The organism is Verrucosispora sp. WMMD1129, assembly GCF_029581255.1.
GTDB lineage: Bacteria > Actinomycetota > Actinomycetes > Mycobacteriales > Micromonosporaceae > Micromonospora > Micromonospora sediminimaris.
The window spans coordinates 709559-724928 of record NZ_CP120741.1; the positions used below are offsets into that span (position 1 = coordinate 709559).

Genomic DNA, 15370 nt, shown 5'->3' on the forward strand with positions numbered 1-15370 from the left:
GGTCCACCCTAGGGACGATCCCCGGCCCTCAGGGTGACCACCTTCCGGAGACCGCCACGACACGCCGGGCCGACCCGAGGGCGGGTGGCCCGGCGCGTACGTCTGGTCAGCCGCCGCTCGCCGACGGCTGCGGTTCGGGCGAGCCTCCGGCGACCGCTCCCGGGTCCGGGGCCTGGGTCGGCGAGGGCCGCAGGCCGGCCGGCACCGGCAGCGCGCTGCCCTTGGCGAACTGCTCCCAGCTGACGTTCCACGCCGTCCAGCCGTTGCCCTCGTCGAGCTCGACCTCGGTGCCCTTGACGGTGACCAGGTCACCGACCTGGGTGATGCCCATCAGCCAGTCCGCGTTGGCCGCCGACAGGTTGGTGCATCCGTGGGACACGTTGGTGTATCCCTGATCCCCCTCCGACCAGGGCGCGCCGTGGAGGAACTCACCGCCCCAGGTGAGTCGCTGCGCATCCTCGACGTCGACCACGTACGGATCGGCCGAGCCCCGCGTGTCGAACGTGGTGAACTCGTGCTTCTCCATGATCACCATCTTGCCGCTGGAGGTGGGCGTGCTCGGCTTGCCGAGACTTACCGGCAGCTTGCGCAGCAACTTGCCGTCCCGGATCACCGACATCTGCTTGCTCGCGTTGTCGATCTCCAACTCGACCTGCCGACCGATCTTCGAGGTGGCCCGCCGGTCGGCGTCGCCGACGTGCTCCTTGCCGATCGGCAGTCCCTCCAGCGCGGCGCGGACCTTGATCGACGTACCGGGCCGCCAGAAATCGGGCGCCCGGTAATAGACCTGGCTGCCGTCGGACACCCAGGACCAGGTGCCCGGCTGCGGCGGATCCGTTTTCACGAACAATCGGCGTTGCACATCCGCCCGCGCCTCTTTGGGAATTGGCGGGTCGAAGGCGACGGTTACCGGCATGGCCGTTCCGTACGTCCGATCATCGGCGAAATACAACGTGCTGACAATGGCTGGTTTGGATGATTTGGGCTGCGTCGTGAAGGTCGTCCTGCGGGTGACGGTCTTCCCGGAGTGGCCGGTCGCGGTGACCTCCGCGGTGTACGTCCGCTTCGGTTCCAAGGTCCGGCTCGGCACCCACCCGGAGCCGTCCTCACGCGGCTCGGCCGCGACCGTCGCGCCCTTGTCGTCGGTGATTCGCACGGCGGTGACCTGCCCGTGCTTGACCATGGTGCCGATCTCCCCGGTGACCGGCACGTCCCGCGTCCCCTCGGCCGGCGTCACGGACAGTTCCGGGTTGGCTCGCGCCTCGGCGGGCTGCCCGGCCCTGCGATCGCCGGTGCACGCGCCCAGCGCCAGCGGTGCCGCTGCGACACTCACCGCCAACAGCGTCAGTCGCCGCCTCAACATCATGATGCGTCCCCCCGTTATAGCCGCTTCCTCCGCCACATTCTCCCTAGCTCGGCACCGACGTTTTTGCGGTTTCGACCAAGAGCGGGGACATTACATGGAGAACCGTTTCCGTAATCGCACCCAGGCGAACGGAAAATGCCAGCGACGACGGTACGGGCGATACTCGGTCGACTGTCGCGTTCTGTCCGGCGGCGTACCACTGATCCGCTCCGTGGGGTCCGCACCCGGCGGACGTCGATCGCGGGTTCGCTGTCCCGCCTGCGGGCGGAACGGCGAACCCTCCCGGTCGACCTGGTTCCGTCAGACCGTGGCGATCAGCAGCGCGGGCTGCTCGACACAGTCCGCCACATGCCGGAGGAACCCGCCGGCCACACCGCCGTCGCAGACCCGATGGTCGAAGGTGAGGCTCAGCTGCGTCACCTTCCGGACCGCGAGCTGGCCGTCGACGACCCACGGCTTGTCCACGATGCGGCCGATGCCGAGCAACGCGGCCTCCGGGTGATTGATGATCGGGGTCGAGCCGTCGACGCCGAACACCCCGTAGTTGTTGAGCGTGAAGGTCCCCCCGGTCAGCCGGGCCGGTGGCAGCTCGCCCGCCCGGGCCGCGGCGGTGGTGGCCGCGAGTTCGGCAGCCAGTTCGGTGGTGGTGAGCCGCTCGGCGTCCCGCAGCACCGGCACCACGAGCCCCCGGTCGGTCTGGGCGGCGATGCCCAGGTGCACCCCGGCAGACTGGACGATCCGCTGGCCCTCGGTGTCGACCCGCGCGTTGAGCTGCGGGTAGCGGCGCAGCCCGGACAGACAGATCCGCGCGAACAGGGCCAGGATGCTCACCGGACGGTCCGGGCGAGCGGCGTTGATCGCGGCCCGGGTCTCCAGCAGGCCGGTGGCGTCGGCGTCCACCCAGATGGTCACCTCGGGGATCTCCCGCCGGCTGCGGGACAGCTTGTCCGCGATGGTGCGGCGGATACCGGTCAACGGGATGACCAGATCCTGGGCACCGACCGGGCGCGGGTCTCCCGATGCCGGTTGTCGTCCCGTCGTCGCCGGCCGGTCGGGAACAGCGGTGAGCCGGGCGGTCCCGTCGGCCGGCGCCCCGGTGACGTCGCGGGCCGCCGCCTCCACGTCGGCCCGGCGGACCACACCGCCGGGGCCGCTGCCGCGCACCGTCGTCAGGTCCACCCCACACTCCCGCGCCAACCGCCGCACGATCGGCGAGATGACCAGTGGCTGGGCCGGTTCGGGCGGGCCGGGCTCCCGGTCGGCCACCGCCACCTGCCGGCCGGCGGCGGACGGAGCCACTGCCGCACCCGATGCCGTCGCGGCGTCCCTCGCGCCCGACGCGTCCGTGGCCGCGGCGAGCCGAGGCCGCCTACGACGGCGGGAACTGCCGTGCCCGGTGCCGTACCCGATCAGGACGTTGCCGGAGCCGGCCCGCTCCTCCTCGCGGTAGACCGCGTGCCCGGTCGGCTCACCGCCATCGGCGCGCCCGCCGACCGGATCGGCGACGGTGATCAGTGGCTGGCCCACCGGGCGCACCTCACCCTCGGCACCGTGCAGGGCGACGACCCGCCCGGCGTACGGGCAGGGCACGTCGACGACCGCCTTGGCGGTCTCGACCTCGACCACGGTCTGGTCCACGGTGACCGTGTCGCCGACCGCGACCCGCCACTGGACGATCTCCGCCTCGGCGAGACCCTCTCCGAGGTCGGGCAGGAGGAAAACCTTCTCGGTCATGCCGCACTGCTCTCGGTCAGCCAACGCCGGTCGGGCTGGTCGTCCCACTGCAACCGGGCGACCGCGTCCAGCACCCGGTCGACCGACGGCAGGTGGGTGTGCTCCAGCATCGGCGCCGGGTACGGGATGTCCAGCCCGGAGACCCGCAGCACCGGAGCGTGCAGCGCGTGGAAGCACCGCTCCTGCACCCGGGCGGCGATCTCCGCGCCGACCCCTGCGAAGCCCTGCGCCTCCTGCACCACCACGCACCGTCCGGTACGACGCACCGAGGCGGCGATGGTGGCGTCGTCGAACGGCACGATGGTGCGTACGTCGACCACCTCCAGGTCCCATCCTTCCTCGCGGGCGGCGTCGGCGGCCTCCAGCGCGACCGGAACCGCCGGCCCGTACGCGACCAGGGTGGCGTCGCGTCCGGCCCGGCGCACGACCGCCCGGCCGAACGGCTCGGTGCGGGTCGGCAGCTCGGTCTCGGCGCCGGCGAAGTAGAGCTTCTTCGGCTCCATGAACACCACCGGGTCGGGGTCGTCGATCGCCTCCCGCAGCAGCGAGTACGCGTCGTCGACGGTCGCCGGGGTGACCACCTTCAGGCCCGGGGTGTGTGCGTAGTACGCCTCCGAGGAGTCGCAGTGGTGTTCCACGCCGCCGATCCCACCGGCGTAGGGCACCCGGATCACCATCGGCACGCTCAACGCGCCCCGGGTGCGGTTGCGCAGCTTCGCCACGTGCGAGGCGATCTGTTCGAACGCCGGGTACGCGAACGCGTCGAACTGCATCTCGACCACCGGCCGCAGCCCGGACATGGCCAGCCCGACGGCGAACCCGACGATGCCGGCCTCGGCGAGGGGGGTGTCGAAGCAGCGTTTGTCGCCGAAGCGGGCCTGGAGTCCGTCGGTGATCCGGAAGACCCCGCCGAGTTGGCCGACGTCCTCACCGAAGACGAGCACCCGCTCGTCGTCGAGCATCGCGTCGGCGAGCGCGGCGTTGAGCGCCTTCGCCATGGTCATGGTGGCCATCAGGCGTCCTCCTCCGCTGCCGCGGCCAGTTCGGCGCGCACCTGCTCACGCTGCTCCACCAGTTGCGCGGTGGGTTCGGCGTAGACGTGGTCGAAGAGGCTGAGCGGGTCGACCGTGGGTTGGGTGTTCATCCGTTCCCGCAGGTCGGCCGCGTACCTCTCGGCCTGCTCGGCGATCTCGGCGACGGCCGCGTCGTCGAGTACGTCCCGGCCGCGCAGGTAGGTCTCCAGCCGGACCAGCGGGTCGCGGTCACGCCACGCCTCGACCTCGTCGGCGTCGCGGTAGCGCGAGGCGTCGTCGGCGTTGGTGTGCGGCTCCATCCGGTAGGTGTGCGCCTCGACCAGGAACGGTCCCCGGCCGGCGCGGGCGTGCGCGACCGCTCGGGTGAGCACGGCGAGTACGGCCACCGGGTCGTTGCCGTCGACCTGCTCGCTGGGTACGCCGTACCCGACACCCTTGTGCGCCAGCGTCGGGGCGGCGGTCTGCCGGGACAGCGGGACGCTGATGGCGTACCTGTTGTTCTGCACGAAGTACACGACCGGGGCCTTGAACACGGCGGCGAAGTTGACTCCCTCGTGGAAGTCGCCTTCGCTCGTGGCACCGTCGCCGATGTAGACCAGGGCCACCGTGTCGCGCCCCTGGTAGGACTCCCCGTAGGCCAGGCCGGCGGCGTGCACGCACTGGGTGGCCAGCGGCGTGCACTGCGGTGCGGTGCGCCGCTGTGCCGGGTCGTACCCGCAGTGCCAGTCGCCGCGCAGCAGCGTCAGCACCTCAACCGGGTCGATGCCGCGGGCGGTCAGCGCCATCGACTCCCGGTAGGTCGGGAAGACCCAGTCGTCGTCGCGCAGCGCCAGCACGCCGCCGACCTGGCAGGCCTCCTGGCCCCGGGAGGACGGGTAGACGGCGAGCCGGCCCTGCTTGGTAAGCGCGGTGGCCTGCGCGTCGAAGCGCCGGCCGACGACCATCCGCCGGTACATCTCGCGCAGCGCCTCGACCGGCGGTTTGGGGTAGTCCGCGCGGGCCGGCAGCAGGGTGCCGTCCGGGTTGAGCAGCCGGACCGGTTCGGTCTGGGGCAGCAGGCCGGCGGCGGGGTCGGGCGTGGCCGGGGTGGCCGGCCGCCGCTTGCGCGGGGATGCCCTGCGGGCCGCCTGAGGGGTGGTGGTCACGGCGGAACCTCCTGGACGTGTGGTGGCCCTATGCTCCTGCTGTCGGATGATTGACTCAAGATGCCCGGTGAACGCGGGATGAATGGCACCCGGAGGAGACCACGATGAGCCAGGAGGCCGCCGAGGAGGCGGACCGGCGGGGCGGAACGGGACGTTCGGCCGTCCCCCTCGACGAGGTGGACCGGCGCATCCTCGACGAGCTGACCCGGGATGGTCGGCTCTCCATCCGGACGCTCGCCGAACGGGTGCACGTCTCGCGGACCAACGCGTACGCCCGGGTGGAGCGGCTGCTGCGGGACGGGGTGATCACCGGTTTCGCCGCGCGGGTCGCCCCGGAGGCGGCCGGCCTGGGCACTTCGGCGTACATCGCGCTGACGATCCGGCAGAACACCTGGCGGGAGGTGTCGGCGGAGCTGGCCCGGGTGCGCTACGTCGAGCATGTGGCGCTGCTCAGCGGTGAGCACGACGTGCTGGCCCTGGTCCGGGCGCCCGACAACGCCACCCTGCGGGACGTGGTGCTGGACCGGGTGCAGCGCATCGCCGGGGTGCTCGCCACCCGCAGCTGGCTGGTCTTCGAGGAGTACGACGGGGCGCGCAGCCCGTGGGAGTGACCGCTCAGCGCTCGGGCGGCGACTCCAGGCCGTCCCGGTCGGCCAACTCCAGCAACGGCGCCAGGGAGAAGCGGCGCTCGTCCAGGCCCGCGTGCGGGTCACCCCGATCGGCGAACCGGCCCGGCATGGTGGTCACGTCGAAGTCCTCCGGCCGGGCGTCGTCCAGCTCCGCCCAGTCCAGCGGCGCGGACACCAGCGCGGCCGGCGTGGGCCGGATCGAGTACGCCGAGGTCATCGTGTGGTCCCGGGCCATCTGGTTGTAGTCGACGAAGACCGGCCGGTCCCGCTGTTCCCGCCACCAGGTGGTGGTGACCAGGTCCGGCCGTCGCCGCTGCATCTCCCGCCCGAGGGCCAGCACCGCGCGGCGGCAGTCGCCGAAGCTCCACCGCGGCTCGATCGGGACGTAGACGTGCAGGCCCCGCCCGCCGGTGGTCTTCGGATAGCCGACCAGGCCCAGCTCGTCGAGGAAGGCGCGCACCTGCTGCGCCACGGGCACCACCTGGTCGAAGCCGACCCCGGGCTGCGGGTCGAGGTCGATCCGCAGCTGATCCGGGCGCTCCACGTCCGCCTTGCTCACCGGCCACGGATGGAAGCGCAGGGTGCCCAGGTTCACCGCCCAGATCACCACTGCCAGTTCCCCCGGCGCGACCTCGTCGGCGGTGCGTCCGCTGGGGAAGGTGATGTGGGCGGTGCTCACCCAGTCGGGTGCACCGGCCGGCACCCGCTTCTGGTAGAACGCGTCACCCCGGTTGTCCGCCCGGGTGGCGATGGTCGCGCCCTCGAACACGCCGCGGGGCCACCGTTCCAGCATCGTCGGCCGGTCCCGCAACGCGCGCAGGATGCCGTCGCCGACGGCGAGGAAGTAGCGCACCACGTCGAGCTTGGTCAGCCCCCGCTCCGGGAAGTACGGCTTGTCCGGGCTGGTGACGCGGACCGTCCGCCGCCCCACCTGGATCTCCTCCGCCGCCGTCGCCACATCTGAGAGGGTACGACGCGACGCCCGGCGCGGCGGGCCACCGCCGGACGCCCGGCTGCGACGAGTCCCAGCATCCCGAGCCGTGGCGCCGCCGGCCGGACCGGGTGGAACCGCCGTCGTCGCGCCGCTCAGCCGTTCTCGCGTTGCAGCCGCGCGGCCAGCATCTGCTTGCCCTGCTCGCCCGCCTTGCGATTGTTCTCCTGAATCTTGCGGAACCAGGTGGCGAGTTCCTGGTCGCCTCGGGCGTCCGCGTCGGCGATGTAGGTCTCCAGATGCCAGATGTTCTCCAGCGACATCTGCAACGCGTGGATCAGGTCGTAGTTCTTGTCCTTCACCGGACTGTCCGGCCGCTGCACCATGGTGGCCACGACGCACCTCCAGCTCGTTGGTTGCCGGCCGCATACCCCCGGTCGGCCGCAGCACACGCATCAGCCTGAGGCGCAGTTCCGTGGTAGCCCGCCGGGTGGTGGCGGCCGAGCCGGTTCACCAGGCCGTCGGCGGCACCCCGTCCGGTGGCGGCAGGATCTGCCGCAGCCGGCCCGGGGGGAGGCGACGGGTCCGCCACTCCCGGGGGTAGCCCACCGACACCTCCTCGAACCGCACCCCGTCGTGCCAGGTGGTACGCGGGATGTGCAGATGGCCGTAGACCACCGCGGCGGCGTCGAAGCGTACGTGCCAGTCGGCGGTGGCGGCGGTGCCGCACCACTGGGCGAAGATCGGGTACCGCAGGACGCGTGTCACGTCCCGGACCAGCGGCCAGTGGTTCATCAGCACGGTCGGCAGCGCCGGATCGCGTTCGGCGAGCCGGCGGGCGGTCTCGGCCACCCGTGCCGCGCACCACGCCGACCGGCTCTCGTACGGGTCGGGGTGCAGCAGCACCTCGTCGGTGCAGACGATTCCGGTCCGGTACGCCTCGGCCAGCGCCGCCTCGGGCGTGTCGAAGCCGTCCGGCCGCCAGCTGTGGTCGTACAGCAGCATCAGCGGGGCCACCGTCACCGGGCCGCCGGGCCCCTCCCACACCGGGTACGGGTCCTCGGGCGTGACCACGCCGAGCTCACGACACAGCTCGACCAGGTGGGCGTAGCGCGCCACGCCCCGCAACGTCACCGGGTCGCCGGGCGGGGTCCAGAGCTCGTGGTTGCCCGGCGACCAGACGACCCGGGCGAACCGGCCGGCCAGCAGCCGCAGCGCCCACTCCACGTCGGCGACGGTGTCGCCCACGTCACCGGCGACGAGCAGCCAGTCCCGCGGCGTCCGGGGACGCAGCCCCTCGACGATCGACCGGTTCTCCGGATATCCGACATGCAAGTCACTGATGGCCAGGAGACTGCCACCATCGTCCGTCCCCGCCATGCCTCCGATCCTAGTGAAGCGATCAAGGGCGTCGATCCGGCCGCGCCCGGCGGCGCTGCGGCCCGCCGTGCGGGCGTACCCGGTAGGATCCCCTCGGGCCGTGACTGGCGCATGGAGATGGAGAACCATCGGGGAGCGGCCCCGTCACGAGGACGCATGCCGAGCGCCTGGGCCTTCCGCACGTCACCTGGAGGTCGCATGCCGCGCAACGCCGAATCCACAGCCTTCCGCAGCGCTCTTGAGGTGATCCGTGGTGTCGAGCCGCGGGTCGCCGACGCGATCGGCGCGGAGCTGGCCGACCAGCGCGAGTCGCTCAAGCTGATCGCGAGCGAGAACTACGCCTCCCCGGCGACGTTGCTGGCCATGGGCAACTGGTTCAGCGACAAGTACGCCGAGGGCACCATCGGACGCCGGTTCTACGCCGGCTGCCAGAACGTGGACACCGTCGAGGCCCTCGCCGCCGAGCACGCCCGGGAGTTGTTCGGCGCGTCACACGCGTACGTGCAGCCGCACTCGGGCATCGACGCCAACCTGGTGGCGTTCTGGGCGATCCTGGCCGACCGGGTCGAGGCGCCGGCGTTGCAGCGGGCCCAGGCGCGGCACGTCAACGACCTCACCGAGGCCGACTGGTTCGCGCTGCGACGTGAGCTGGGCGACCAGCGGATGCTCGGCATGTCGCTGGATGCCGGGGGGCACCTCACCCACGGTTTCCGGCCGAACATCTCCGGCAAGATGTTCGACCAGCGCAGTTACGGCACCGACCCGGCCACCGGTCTGGTCGACTACGACCGCGTTGCCGAGGCGGCGCGGGAGTTCCGCCCGTTGGTGCTGGTCGCCGGCTACTCGGCGTACCCCCGAAAGATCAATTTCCGCATCATGCGGGAGATCGCCGACTCGGTCGGCGCCACCTTCATGGTGGACATGGCGCACTTCGCGGGCCTGGTCGCCGGCAAGGTCTTCACCGGCGACTTCGACCCGGTGCCGCACGCGCACATCGTCACCAGCACCACGCACAAGTCGCTGCGCGGCCCGCGCGGTGGCCTGGTGCTGTGCGGCCCGGAACTGGCCGACCAGGTCGACCGGGGTTGCCCGATGGTGCTCGGCGGCCCGCTGCCGCACGTGATGGCCGCCAAGGCGGTCGCCCTGGCCGAGGCCCGGCGCCCCGACTTCGCCGGCTACGCCCGCCAGATCGTCGACAACGCGCAGGCGCTGGCCGAGGGCCTGCTACGCCGGGGTGCCACGTTGGTCACCGGCGGTACCGACAACCACCTGGTGCTGATCGACGTCACCGGCTACGGGCTGACCGGCCGGCAGGCTGAGCAGGCGCTGCTGGACTCCGGCATCGTCACCAACCGCAACGCGGTGCCGCAGGACCCCAACGGCGCCTGGTACACCTCCGGCATCCGGATCGGCACCCCCGCGCTGACCACCCGGGGGCTCGGTACGGCGGAGATGGACACCACCGCCGAGCTGATCCACACCGTGCTCAGCCAGACCAGCGCCGGGGCCGGCCCGGACGGCGCCGCCTCCAAGGCGAAGTACGTCCTCGACCCGGCCCTCGCGGACAAGGTCAGCCGCCAGGCCAGCGAGCTGCTCACCGGTTTCCCGCTCTACCCCGACGTCGAGCTGGGCTGACGAGGTCGCGCCGGGCCGGGGCCTCCCGGCCCGGCGCGATCCCGGCCTCAGGCGATCGGACGTTTGAGGTGGTAGCGGTGGACCTCGGTGCTGCCCTGCACGTTGTTCACGTCCTCGGCGGCGGAGACGAGTTCCCAGCCGTCCCGCCCGGCGCGGTTGAGATGCGCGATGGCGGTGTCGCCGTACGCCGTGATGTCCTTGCGGGACCCGTCCGGGCCGTACCAGACGAACGAGACATGAAAATTGCGGCCCTGCCCCTGGTAGCGGCGGACCAGCAGGGCGTACTCCCAGGCAACCATGTCGCCCATTATGACCGTCCACCGAGGACGCCGGCAGGGCAGCGGTCACAGGTTGCAAAGCGGTGAACGCGATGAGTCGCCGTACCGGTACCGGTCAGTCCACCGGCACCGTGCGCAGTGCCCGGGCGGCCACCGGGTCGGCGCAGCCGGCCAGGGCCAACGCGTCCCGCAACTCGTCGGCGAGCAGGGCCAGGGCGGTGCTGGCCGCCGGTTGCCCACCGACCGCCAGCGCCCAGAGCATCGGCCGACCGACCAGGACACCGTCGGCACCCATCGCCAACGCGCGCAGCACGTCGACTCCGCCCCGGATCCCGCTGTCCAGCAGCACCTCGCACCGGGCACCGACCGCCGCCACCACCTCGGGCAGCATGGTGGCGCTGGCCGGGACCCCGTCGAGCTGCCGGCCGCCGTGGTTGGACACGACCACCGCCTGCGCCCCCGCCTCGACAGCCCGCACGGCGTCGGCCGGGTCGAGGATGCCCTTGACCACCAGCGGCAGGTCGCACCTCTCCCCCAGCCACCGCAGATCCGCCCAGCTCAGTGCCGGAGCGAAGGGCGCGTCGTGCGGCGCGGACAGCGGAGTGACGCCCGGCGTACCGCCGTGGGCCAGGTCGTCGCGGCCACCCGGCAGATTCGCCGGGACCAGTTCCGGCGGCAGCCGGAAGGTGTTGCGCAGGTCCCGCAGACGTCGGCCGAGCACCGGCACGTCCACCGTGACCACCAGCGCCCGACAACCGGCGGCGCGGACCCGGGCCAGCAGGTCGGCCACCAGCGACCGGTCCCGCAGCCAGTACAGCTGGAACCAGACGTCGGCGCCGGTGGCGGTGACCTGCTCGATCGGGGTGCTGCCGAGAATGCTGGCCAGGTACGGCACCTCGGCGGCACGGGCCGCGGCGGCCAGCGCCGGTTCGCCGTCGGGATGCACCAGCCGTTGGTACGCCATCGGCGCCACCCCCACCGGCATCGCGTACTCCCGGCCGAGCAACCGGGTCCGCAGTCTCGGGGTGGTCACCCCGGTCAGCACCCTCGGCAGCACGCCGACCCGGTCCAGCGCACGGCGGTTCGCACCGAGGGTCACCTCGGCGCCGCTGCCGCCGTCCAGGTAGTCCCAGACGTGCGGTGGCAGCACCGTCCGGGCCAGGGTGGCGAAGTCGGCCAGGCAGACCGGGGCCGGACCGGGCGTGATCTCCATACGGTCCACCATCGCCGACCCGGCGCCCGCCACGCCACTGTCGCGCCGGAGGATCGGCGCCGGCGCGGCGAGGTGTCCGGGCGGAGTCGGACGCGCCCGGCGGGGCCCCACCGGGCGCGACACCTGGCGTACCGTCGGGAGGTGGCCAGTTGGGACGACGTACGCCGGATCGCGCTGGGCCTGCCGGAGACCAGCGAACGGCCCTCCTACGACGGGGTGGCCGCCTGGCGGGTGAAGGACAAGCCGTTCGTCTGGGAACGCCCGCTACGCGGCAAGGAACTCCAGGACCTCGGTCCGGCCGCGCCGGAGGGTCCCATCCTCGGGGTACGGGTGGCGGACTTGGGCGTCAAGGAGGCGTTGCTCGCCGACGAACCGGACCGCTTCTTCACCACGCCGCACTTCGACGGCTACCCGTCGGTGCTGGTTCGGTTGGACCGGGTCGACGTCGCCGAGCTGACCGAGCTGATCGTCGAAGCTTGGTACGCCCGCGCCCCGAAACGGCTGGCCGCCGCGCACCAGGCGGAGACGGCGCCACCCGCAGAAGATTCGGGATAAGGAGACGCCATAAAGGCGCTCGATAACCGCCCCCACTCCGCACACCGTCGACGCGCGTGCTCAGCCCTCCCACCCCGCCGGACTCCCCGGACAACACCCCGCCGGACTCCCCGGCACCTTCAGGGATACTGCTGCATCCGGCGTCGTCGAGGCAGCAGTGTCAGCGAAGTTGCGGGTCAGCGCAGCGCGGGGCAACAAGCGCCGGCGTGGCGGTGGGGGGCGACTCCGACGGCGCGTCCCCGGTAAGGGCGGGGTGGGCGAGACGCCGCTCGCCGAGCGCCAGCACCATGGCCACGGCGCTGAGCAGGGCGCCGATGAGCACCGTGCGGTGCACGCCGTGACTCGGCAGCGTTAACCCGCCGACGAAGGCGCCAGCGGTGATGCCGACGTTGACGGCGGCCGACACGGTGGCGGCGGCGAGGTCCGAGCGCCCCGGCGCCACCTGCAGGACGAGGCCGCCGAGGGTAGCGGTGAACGCGGCGAACGCCAGCCCGGCCAGTGCGATCAGGCCGACGGCCGCGGCGGGCCGGTGCCCCAGTGTGTACAGCCCGATCAGGGCCAGCGACTGTACGGCGACCGTCGCGACCAGGGCGAGCCAGGGGCTGCGATCCACCAGCACGCCGACGGCGAGGATGCCGAGCACGCTGGCGATGCCGCGGACGAGCAGGACGGCACCGACCGAGGTCGCGGCCATGGCGCTGTGCTCGGTGACGAAGAGGGCGACGTAGGTGTAGGCGGCGATCGCCCCGGCGGTCGCCAGCACGGCCACCGCGACCAGCAGCCGGAAGCGTCGGGCGTCGGGCGTCGCGCCTCGGGTGGCGTGCCCCTGGTCGGGCCGGGTCGAGGGCAGCAGCGCGGCGACCACCGCGAACACCACCGCGCCGAGCCCGGCCACCGCCAGGAACGAGGCCCGCCAGCCGGCCCGCTCGCCCAGCCAGATGCCCGCGGGTACACCCAGGGCCAGGGCGACGTTGCCCCCGGCGAACACGACCGCGACCACCCGGCCACTGAGCCCCGGCCGGAACAGTTCCGCGGCGGCCGGCACCACCACCGCCCAGAACAACGCGTGGGTCGCCGCGGTCGCCATCCGGGCCGCCAGCAGCACCGCGAAGCTGCTCGCGAAGACCGTCACCGCGTTGCTGACGACGAAGCCGGCCAGCAGCGCCGACAGCAGTGGCCGGCGAGGAACCCGGCGGACCAGCGCGGTCAGCGGCACCGAGGCGACCATCACCACCGCGCCGTACGCGGTGACCAGCATGCCAACGTCCGCGGGTGACACGGTCAGGTCCAGCGCCATCGGCAGCAGCAGCCCGATGGGCAGCGCCTCGGCCGTGGTGTAGAGGAAGGTGCCGCCCGACAGTCCGATCAGGACCACTGTCGCCCGCCCGCGTCCCATGCGCCCTCCAGTGTTACCTGCTATGTCGTTTACGGGGGTAACACTAGGGAGCGCCCGACACACGGTCAACTGGTAAAGTCTGTTTTGATGGAAACATTCGAGGGTGTCCGGAGGCTGCGCCTGGTGGGCGGCAACCTCGCGCTGGACTTCGTCAACACCCGCACCGGTCCACCCGTCGGGCCGCCCGACGGCGACGTGCTCACCGGCTATCCCGAGCTGGTCGCCTGGGCCGGCTACGCAGGCGTCCTCACCGACGCGGAGGTGACCAGGTTGCATCGTCTCCGCCACGACGACCCGGACGCCGCGCAGGCCGCCTTCGAACGGTCACTGCGCACCCGCGACCGGCTCGACGAGGTGTTCCGGGCCCTGGCGAGCGGCCGGAGCCCGAGCAGGTCCGCCCTGGCCGACCTGCGTGACGACGAAGCTGACGCGCTCAGTCACGCGCAGCTCGACCGGGCCGGCAGCTTCGTCTGGACCTGGCGGGACGACCGCACCGCCGCCCGACCCCTCCGGCCGGTGGTGCACGCGGCGATCCAGCTGCTCACCACCGGCCCGCTGGACCGGATCAAGGGCTGCGGCGGCTGCCGCTTCGTCTTCACCGACGAGAGCAAGAACCGAAGTCGACGCTGGTGCAGCATGGACGACTGCGGGACCACCGAGAAGGCCCGACGCTACGTCGCCGCGCGCCGCACCCGGGCGAGCCGGTGAGCAACGACGCCGGACAGCGCCACCGGTGGACCACCGCCGGGCTGTCGCGTTCGTCCGCTGTTCGTCCGACCGCCACACCGGTGTCGCCCGCTCCGCGTACCGTCGACGCACGTGATCATCCGTCCGGCGACCACCGAGGTGCGCGCGTTACGCCGTATCGGTGACACCGCCCCGCACAGCGCCTTCACCGACCTGGTCCGGTACGCGGGAACCTGGTTCTGCGCCTTCCGCGAGGGCCGGTCGCACCTCTCCGACGACGGCGTCCTGCGGGTGTTGACCTCCTCGGACGGTCGTTCCTGGCAGACCGCGGCCGTCCTCGCCCAGGCCGGTGTCGACCTGCGCGATCCGCGCTTCGTCCTGCGCCCCGACGGACGGTTGCAGCTGCTCGCCGCCGCCGCGACCGGCATGCCGAAGCAATTCCGGACCGTCACCGCGGTCAGCGACGACGGTAAGCGGTGGGACGAACCACGGCCGGTCGGCGAACCCGACGTCTGGGTCTGGCAGGCCGCCTGGTGCGGCGACACGATGTACGGCATCGGCTACGCCACCCGGGAGCCACGGTTCGTCCGGCTATACCGCAGCGAGGACGGCTTCGACCTGCGGCCGGTGGTACGGACGCTGTTCTCCGGCGGCTATCCGAACGAGTCCGGGCTGGTCTTCGACCCCGACGGCACCGCCACCTGCCTGCTGCGGCGCGACGGCGGCACAGCCACCGCCCAGCTGGGTCGCGCCCGCCCGCCCTATCGGGAGTGGACCTGGACGGATCTCGGGGTACGCGTGGGCGGGCCCGCGCTGTGCCGGCTGCCCGACGGCACTCTCGTGGCCGGCGTACGCCTGCACGACGGTGCGGTGCGGACCGCGATCTGCGCCGTCGACGTGGCCCGGGGCCGGCTGCGGGAGTTGGTCACGCTGCCCTCCGGCGGCGACTCCAGCTATCCCGGCCTGGTCTGGCACGACGAGCGGCTGTACGTCAGCTACTACTCCTCCCACGAGGGGCGCAGCTGCGTCTACCTGGCCGAGGTCGACCTCGGGTCGCGCTGAGGGCCCGCCGGCCATGTCGACAGCCGGGACACAGCCCGGCCCGGCAGGTCGGCGGAGGGCTGCTGGTCGGCGCGGGACGACAGATCGGCGGGGGTCGGCAGGTCGGCGAGGGGTGGCCGATCGGCCTCGCTCGGCGAGAACAGCGGTCCGGTCATGACATCCCCACCTCACCATCGGCGTCGCTGCGGCGCGAACCGGCCGCAGGTCGCCCGCTCGGAGCACTGCCGGAACCCTACGGCAGGCACGGTGGACATTGCTTCATGCAAATGGATGCCGGAGATGGGCAACAGGCCGGATTGTCGCCGGGCCCTCCGGCGAGGATGAT

Annotated in this window: 15 protein-coding genes and 1 riboswitch; of the genes, 5 read left to right on the plus strand and 10 right to left on the minus strand. The window is 72.4% G+C overall.

Annotated features, from left to right (window positions below):
- Positions 1 to 106: 106 nt before the first annotated feature.
- The 4 genes from O7624_RS03285 to pdhA all read right to left on the minus strand — a co-directional run bounded on the left by O7624_RS03285 (position 107) and on the right by pdhA (position 5279).
- Positions 107 to 1366 carry an Ig-like domain-containing protein gene (locus O7624_RS03285; RefSeq protein WP_093402677.1) on the minus strand — a complete coding sequence of 420 codons (1260 nt, stop codon included), beginning with the start codon at positions 1364 to 1366 and terminating at the stop codon, positions 107 to 109.
- Between the two features lie 300 nt (positions 1367 to 1666).
- Positions 1667 to 3100 carry a dihydrolipoamide acetyltransferase family protein gene (locus O7624_RS03290; RefSeq protein ID WP_282238859.1) on the minus strand — a complete coding sequence of 478 codons (1434 nt, stop codon included), beginning with the start codon at positions 3098 to 3100 and terminating at the stop codon, positions 1667 to 1669.
- Entirely contained in the window at positions 3097 to 4113 is a 1017-nt protein-coding gene (locus O7624_RS03295; RefSeq protein WP_282238860.1) for an alpha-ketoacid dehydrogenase subunit beta, read from the minus strand. The genes O7624_RS03290 and O7624_RS03295 overlap by 4 nt, the downstream gene beginning before the upstream one ends.
- Positions 4113 to 5279 carry a pyruvate dehydrogenase (acetyl-transferring) E1 component subunit alpha gene (gene pdhA / locus O7624_RS03300; protein WP_282238861.1) on the minus strand — a complete coding sequence of 389 codons (1167 nt, stop codon included), beginning with the start codon at positions 5277 to 5279 and terminating at the stop codon, positions 4113 to 4115. The genes O7624_RS03295 and pdhA overlap by 1 nt, the downstream gene beginning before the upstream one ends.
- Before the next feature lie 104 nt (positions 5280 to 5383).
- On the opposite strand from pdhA, the gene O7624_RS03305 reads away from it, so the two are divergent.
- Positions 5384 to 5890 (plus strand): Lrp/AsnC family transcriptional regulator, encoded by a 507-nt coding sequence (locus O7624_RS03305; protein ID WP_093402674.1) that lies wholly within the window; start codon positions 5384 to 5386, stop codon positions 5888 to 5890.
- A gap of 4 nt (positions 5891 to 5894) precedes the next feature.
- Here O7624_RS03305 and O7624_RS03310 read toward each other — a convergent pair whose 3' ends face one another.
- The 3 genes from O7624_RS03310 to O7624_RS03320 form a co-directional block, all read right to left on the minus strand.
- On the minus strand, positions 5895 to 6866 hold the full coding sequence (locus O7624_RS03310; RefSeq protein WP_282238862.1) for a DNA primase small subunit domain-containing protein: 972 nt from the start codon (positions 6864 to 6866) through the stop codon (positions 5895 to 5897).
- A 128-nt stretch (positions 6867 to 6994) separates the two neighbouring features.
- A complete protein-coding gene (locus O7624_RS03315; protein ID WP_093402821.1) occupies positions 6995 to 7225 on the minus strand; it encodes a hypothetical protein in 231 nt (76 codons plus the stop codon).
- Between the two features lie 124 nt (positions 7226 to 7349).
- Complete coding sequence (locus O7624_RS03320; protein WP_282238863.1) at positions 7350 to 8219, minus strand: metallophosphoesterase; 870 nt, start codon at positions 8217 to 8219, stop codon at positions 7350 to 7352.
- A 90-nt stretch (positions 8220 to 8309) separates the two neighbouring features.
- Positions 8310 to 8399: riboswitch (ZMP/ZTP riboswitch) on the plus strand.
- Positions 8400 to 8417: 18 nt separating this feature from the next.
- On the opposite strand from O7624_RS03320, the gene O7624_RS03325 reads away from it, so the two are divergent.
- Complete coding sequence (locus O7624_RS03325; RefSeq protein ID WP_282238864.1) at positions 8418 to 9854, plus strand: glycine hydroxymethyltransferase; 1437 nt, start codon at positions 8418 to 8420, stop codon at positions 9852 to 9854.
- Between the two features lie 47 nt (positions 9855 to 9901).
- Here O7624_RS03325 and O7624_RS03330 read toward each other — a convergent pair whose 3' ends face one another.
- Positions 9902 to 10162 (minus strand): hypothetical protein, encoded by a 261-nt coding sequence (locus tag O7624_RS03330; RefSeq protein ID WP_093402670.1) that lies wholly within the window; start codon positions 10160 to 10162, stop codon positions 9902 to 9904.
- An 85-nt stretch (positions 10163 to 10247) separates the two neighbouring features.
- On the minus strand, positions 10248 to 11357 hold the full coding sequence (locus O7624_RS03335) for an alpha-hydroxy acid oxidase (protein WP_282238865.1): 1110 nt from the start codon (positions 11355 to 11357) through the stop codon (positions 10248 to 10250).
- 129 nt (positions 11358 to 11486) lie between these two features.
- Between O7624_RS03335 and O7624_RS03340 the strand changes: the two genes are divergently transcribed.
- On the plus strand, positions 11487 to 11900 hold the full coding sequence (locus O7624_RS03340; RefSeq protein ID WP_282238866.1) for an MmcQ/YjbR family DNA-binding protein: 414 nt from the start codon (positions 11487 to 11489) through the stop codon (positions 11898 to 11900).
- 160 nt (positions 11901 to 12060) lie between these two features.
- Here O7624_RS03340 and O7624_RS03345 read toward each other — a convergent pair whose 3' ends face one another.
- On the minus strand, positions 12061 to 13296 hold the full coding sequence (locus tag O7624_RS03345; RefSeq protein WP_282238867.1) for an MFS transporter: 1236 nt from the start codon (positions 13294 to 13296) through the stop codon (positions 12061 to 12063).
- 87 nt (positions 13297 to 13383) lie between these two features.
- Between O7624_RS03345 and O7624_RS03350 the strand changes: the two genes are divergently transcribed.
- Together O7624_RS03350 and O7624_RS03355 are read left to right on the plus strand one after the other, a co-directional pair.
- On the plus strand, positions 13384 to 14004 hold the full coding sequence (locus O7624_RS03350; protein ID WP_282238868.1) for an ABATE domain-containing protein: 621 nt from the start codon (positions 13384 to 13386) through the stop codon (positions 14002 to 14004).
- Positions 14005 to 14115: 111 nt separating this feature from the next.
- Positions 14116 to 15045 carry a sialidase family protein gene (locus tag O7624_RS03355; protein ID WP_282238869.1) on the plus strand — a complete coding sequence of 310 codons (930 nt, stop codon included), beginning with the start codon at positions 14116 to 14118 and terminating at the stop codon, positions 15043 to 15045.
- Positions 15046 to 15370 lie beyond the last annotated feature (325 nt).

What these genes read in the sequence shown, in the direction of transcription:
- O7624_RS03295 (WP_282238860.1), bottom strand. Translation starts at nt 4,113, where the DNA reads ATGGCCACCATGACCATGGCGAAGGCGCTCAACGCCGCGCTCGCCGAC.
- O7624_RS03350 (WP_282238868.1), top strand. Translation starts at nt 13,384, where the DNA reads ATGGAAACATTCGAGGGTGTCCGGAGGCTGCGCCTGGTGGGCGGCAAC.
- O7624_RS03290 (WP_282238859.1), bottom strand. Translation starts at nt 3,100, where the DNA reads ATGACCGAGAAGGTTTTCCTCCTGCCCGACCTCGGAGAGGGTCTCGCC.
- O7624_RS03315 (WP_093402821.1), bottom strand. Translation starts at nt 7,225, where the DNA reads ATGGTGCAGCGGCCGGACAGTCCGGTGAAGGACAAGAACTACGACCTG.
- O7624_RS03305 (WP_093402674.1), top strand. Translation starts at nt 5,384, where the DNA reads ATGAGCCAGGAGGCCGCCGAGGAGGCGGACCGGCGGGGCGGAACGGGA.
- O7624_RS03285 (WP_093402677.1), bottom strand. Translation starts at nt 1,366, where the DNA reads ATGATGTTGAGGCGGCGACTGACGCTGTTGGCGGTGAGTGTCGCAGCG.
- O7624_RS03345 (WP_282238867.1), bottom strand. Translation starts at nt 13,296, where the DNA reads ATGGGACGCGGGCGGGCGACAGTGGTCCTGATCGGACTGTCGGGCGGC.
- O7624_RS03320 (WP_282238863.1), bottom strand. Translation starts at nt 8,219, where the DNA reads ATGGCGGGGACGGACGATGGTGGCAGTCTCCTGGCCATCAGTGACTTG.
- O7624_RS03325 (WP_282238864.1), top strand. Translation starts at nt 8,418, where the DNA reads ATGCCGCGCAACGCCGAATCCACAGCCTTCCGCAGCGCTCTTGAGGTG.
- O7624_RS03335 (WP_282238865.1), bottom strand. Translation starts at nt 11,357, where the DNA reads ATGGTGGACCGTATGGAGATCACGCCCGGTCCGGCCCCGGTCTGCCTG.
- O7624_RS03330 (WP_093402670.1), bottom strand. Translation starts at nt 10,162, where the DNA reads ATGGGCGACATGGTTGCCTGGGAGTACGCCCTGCTGGTCCGCCGCTAC.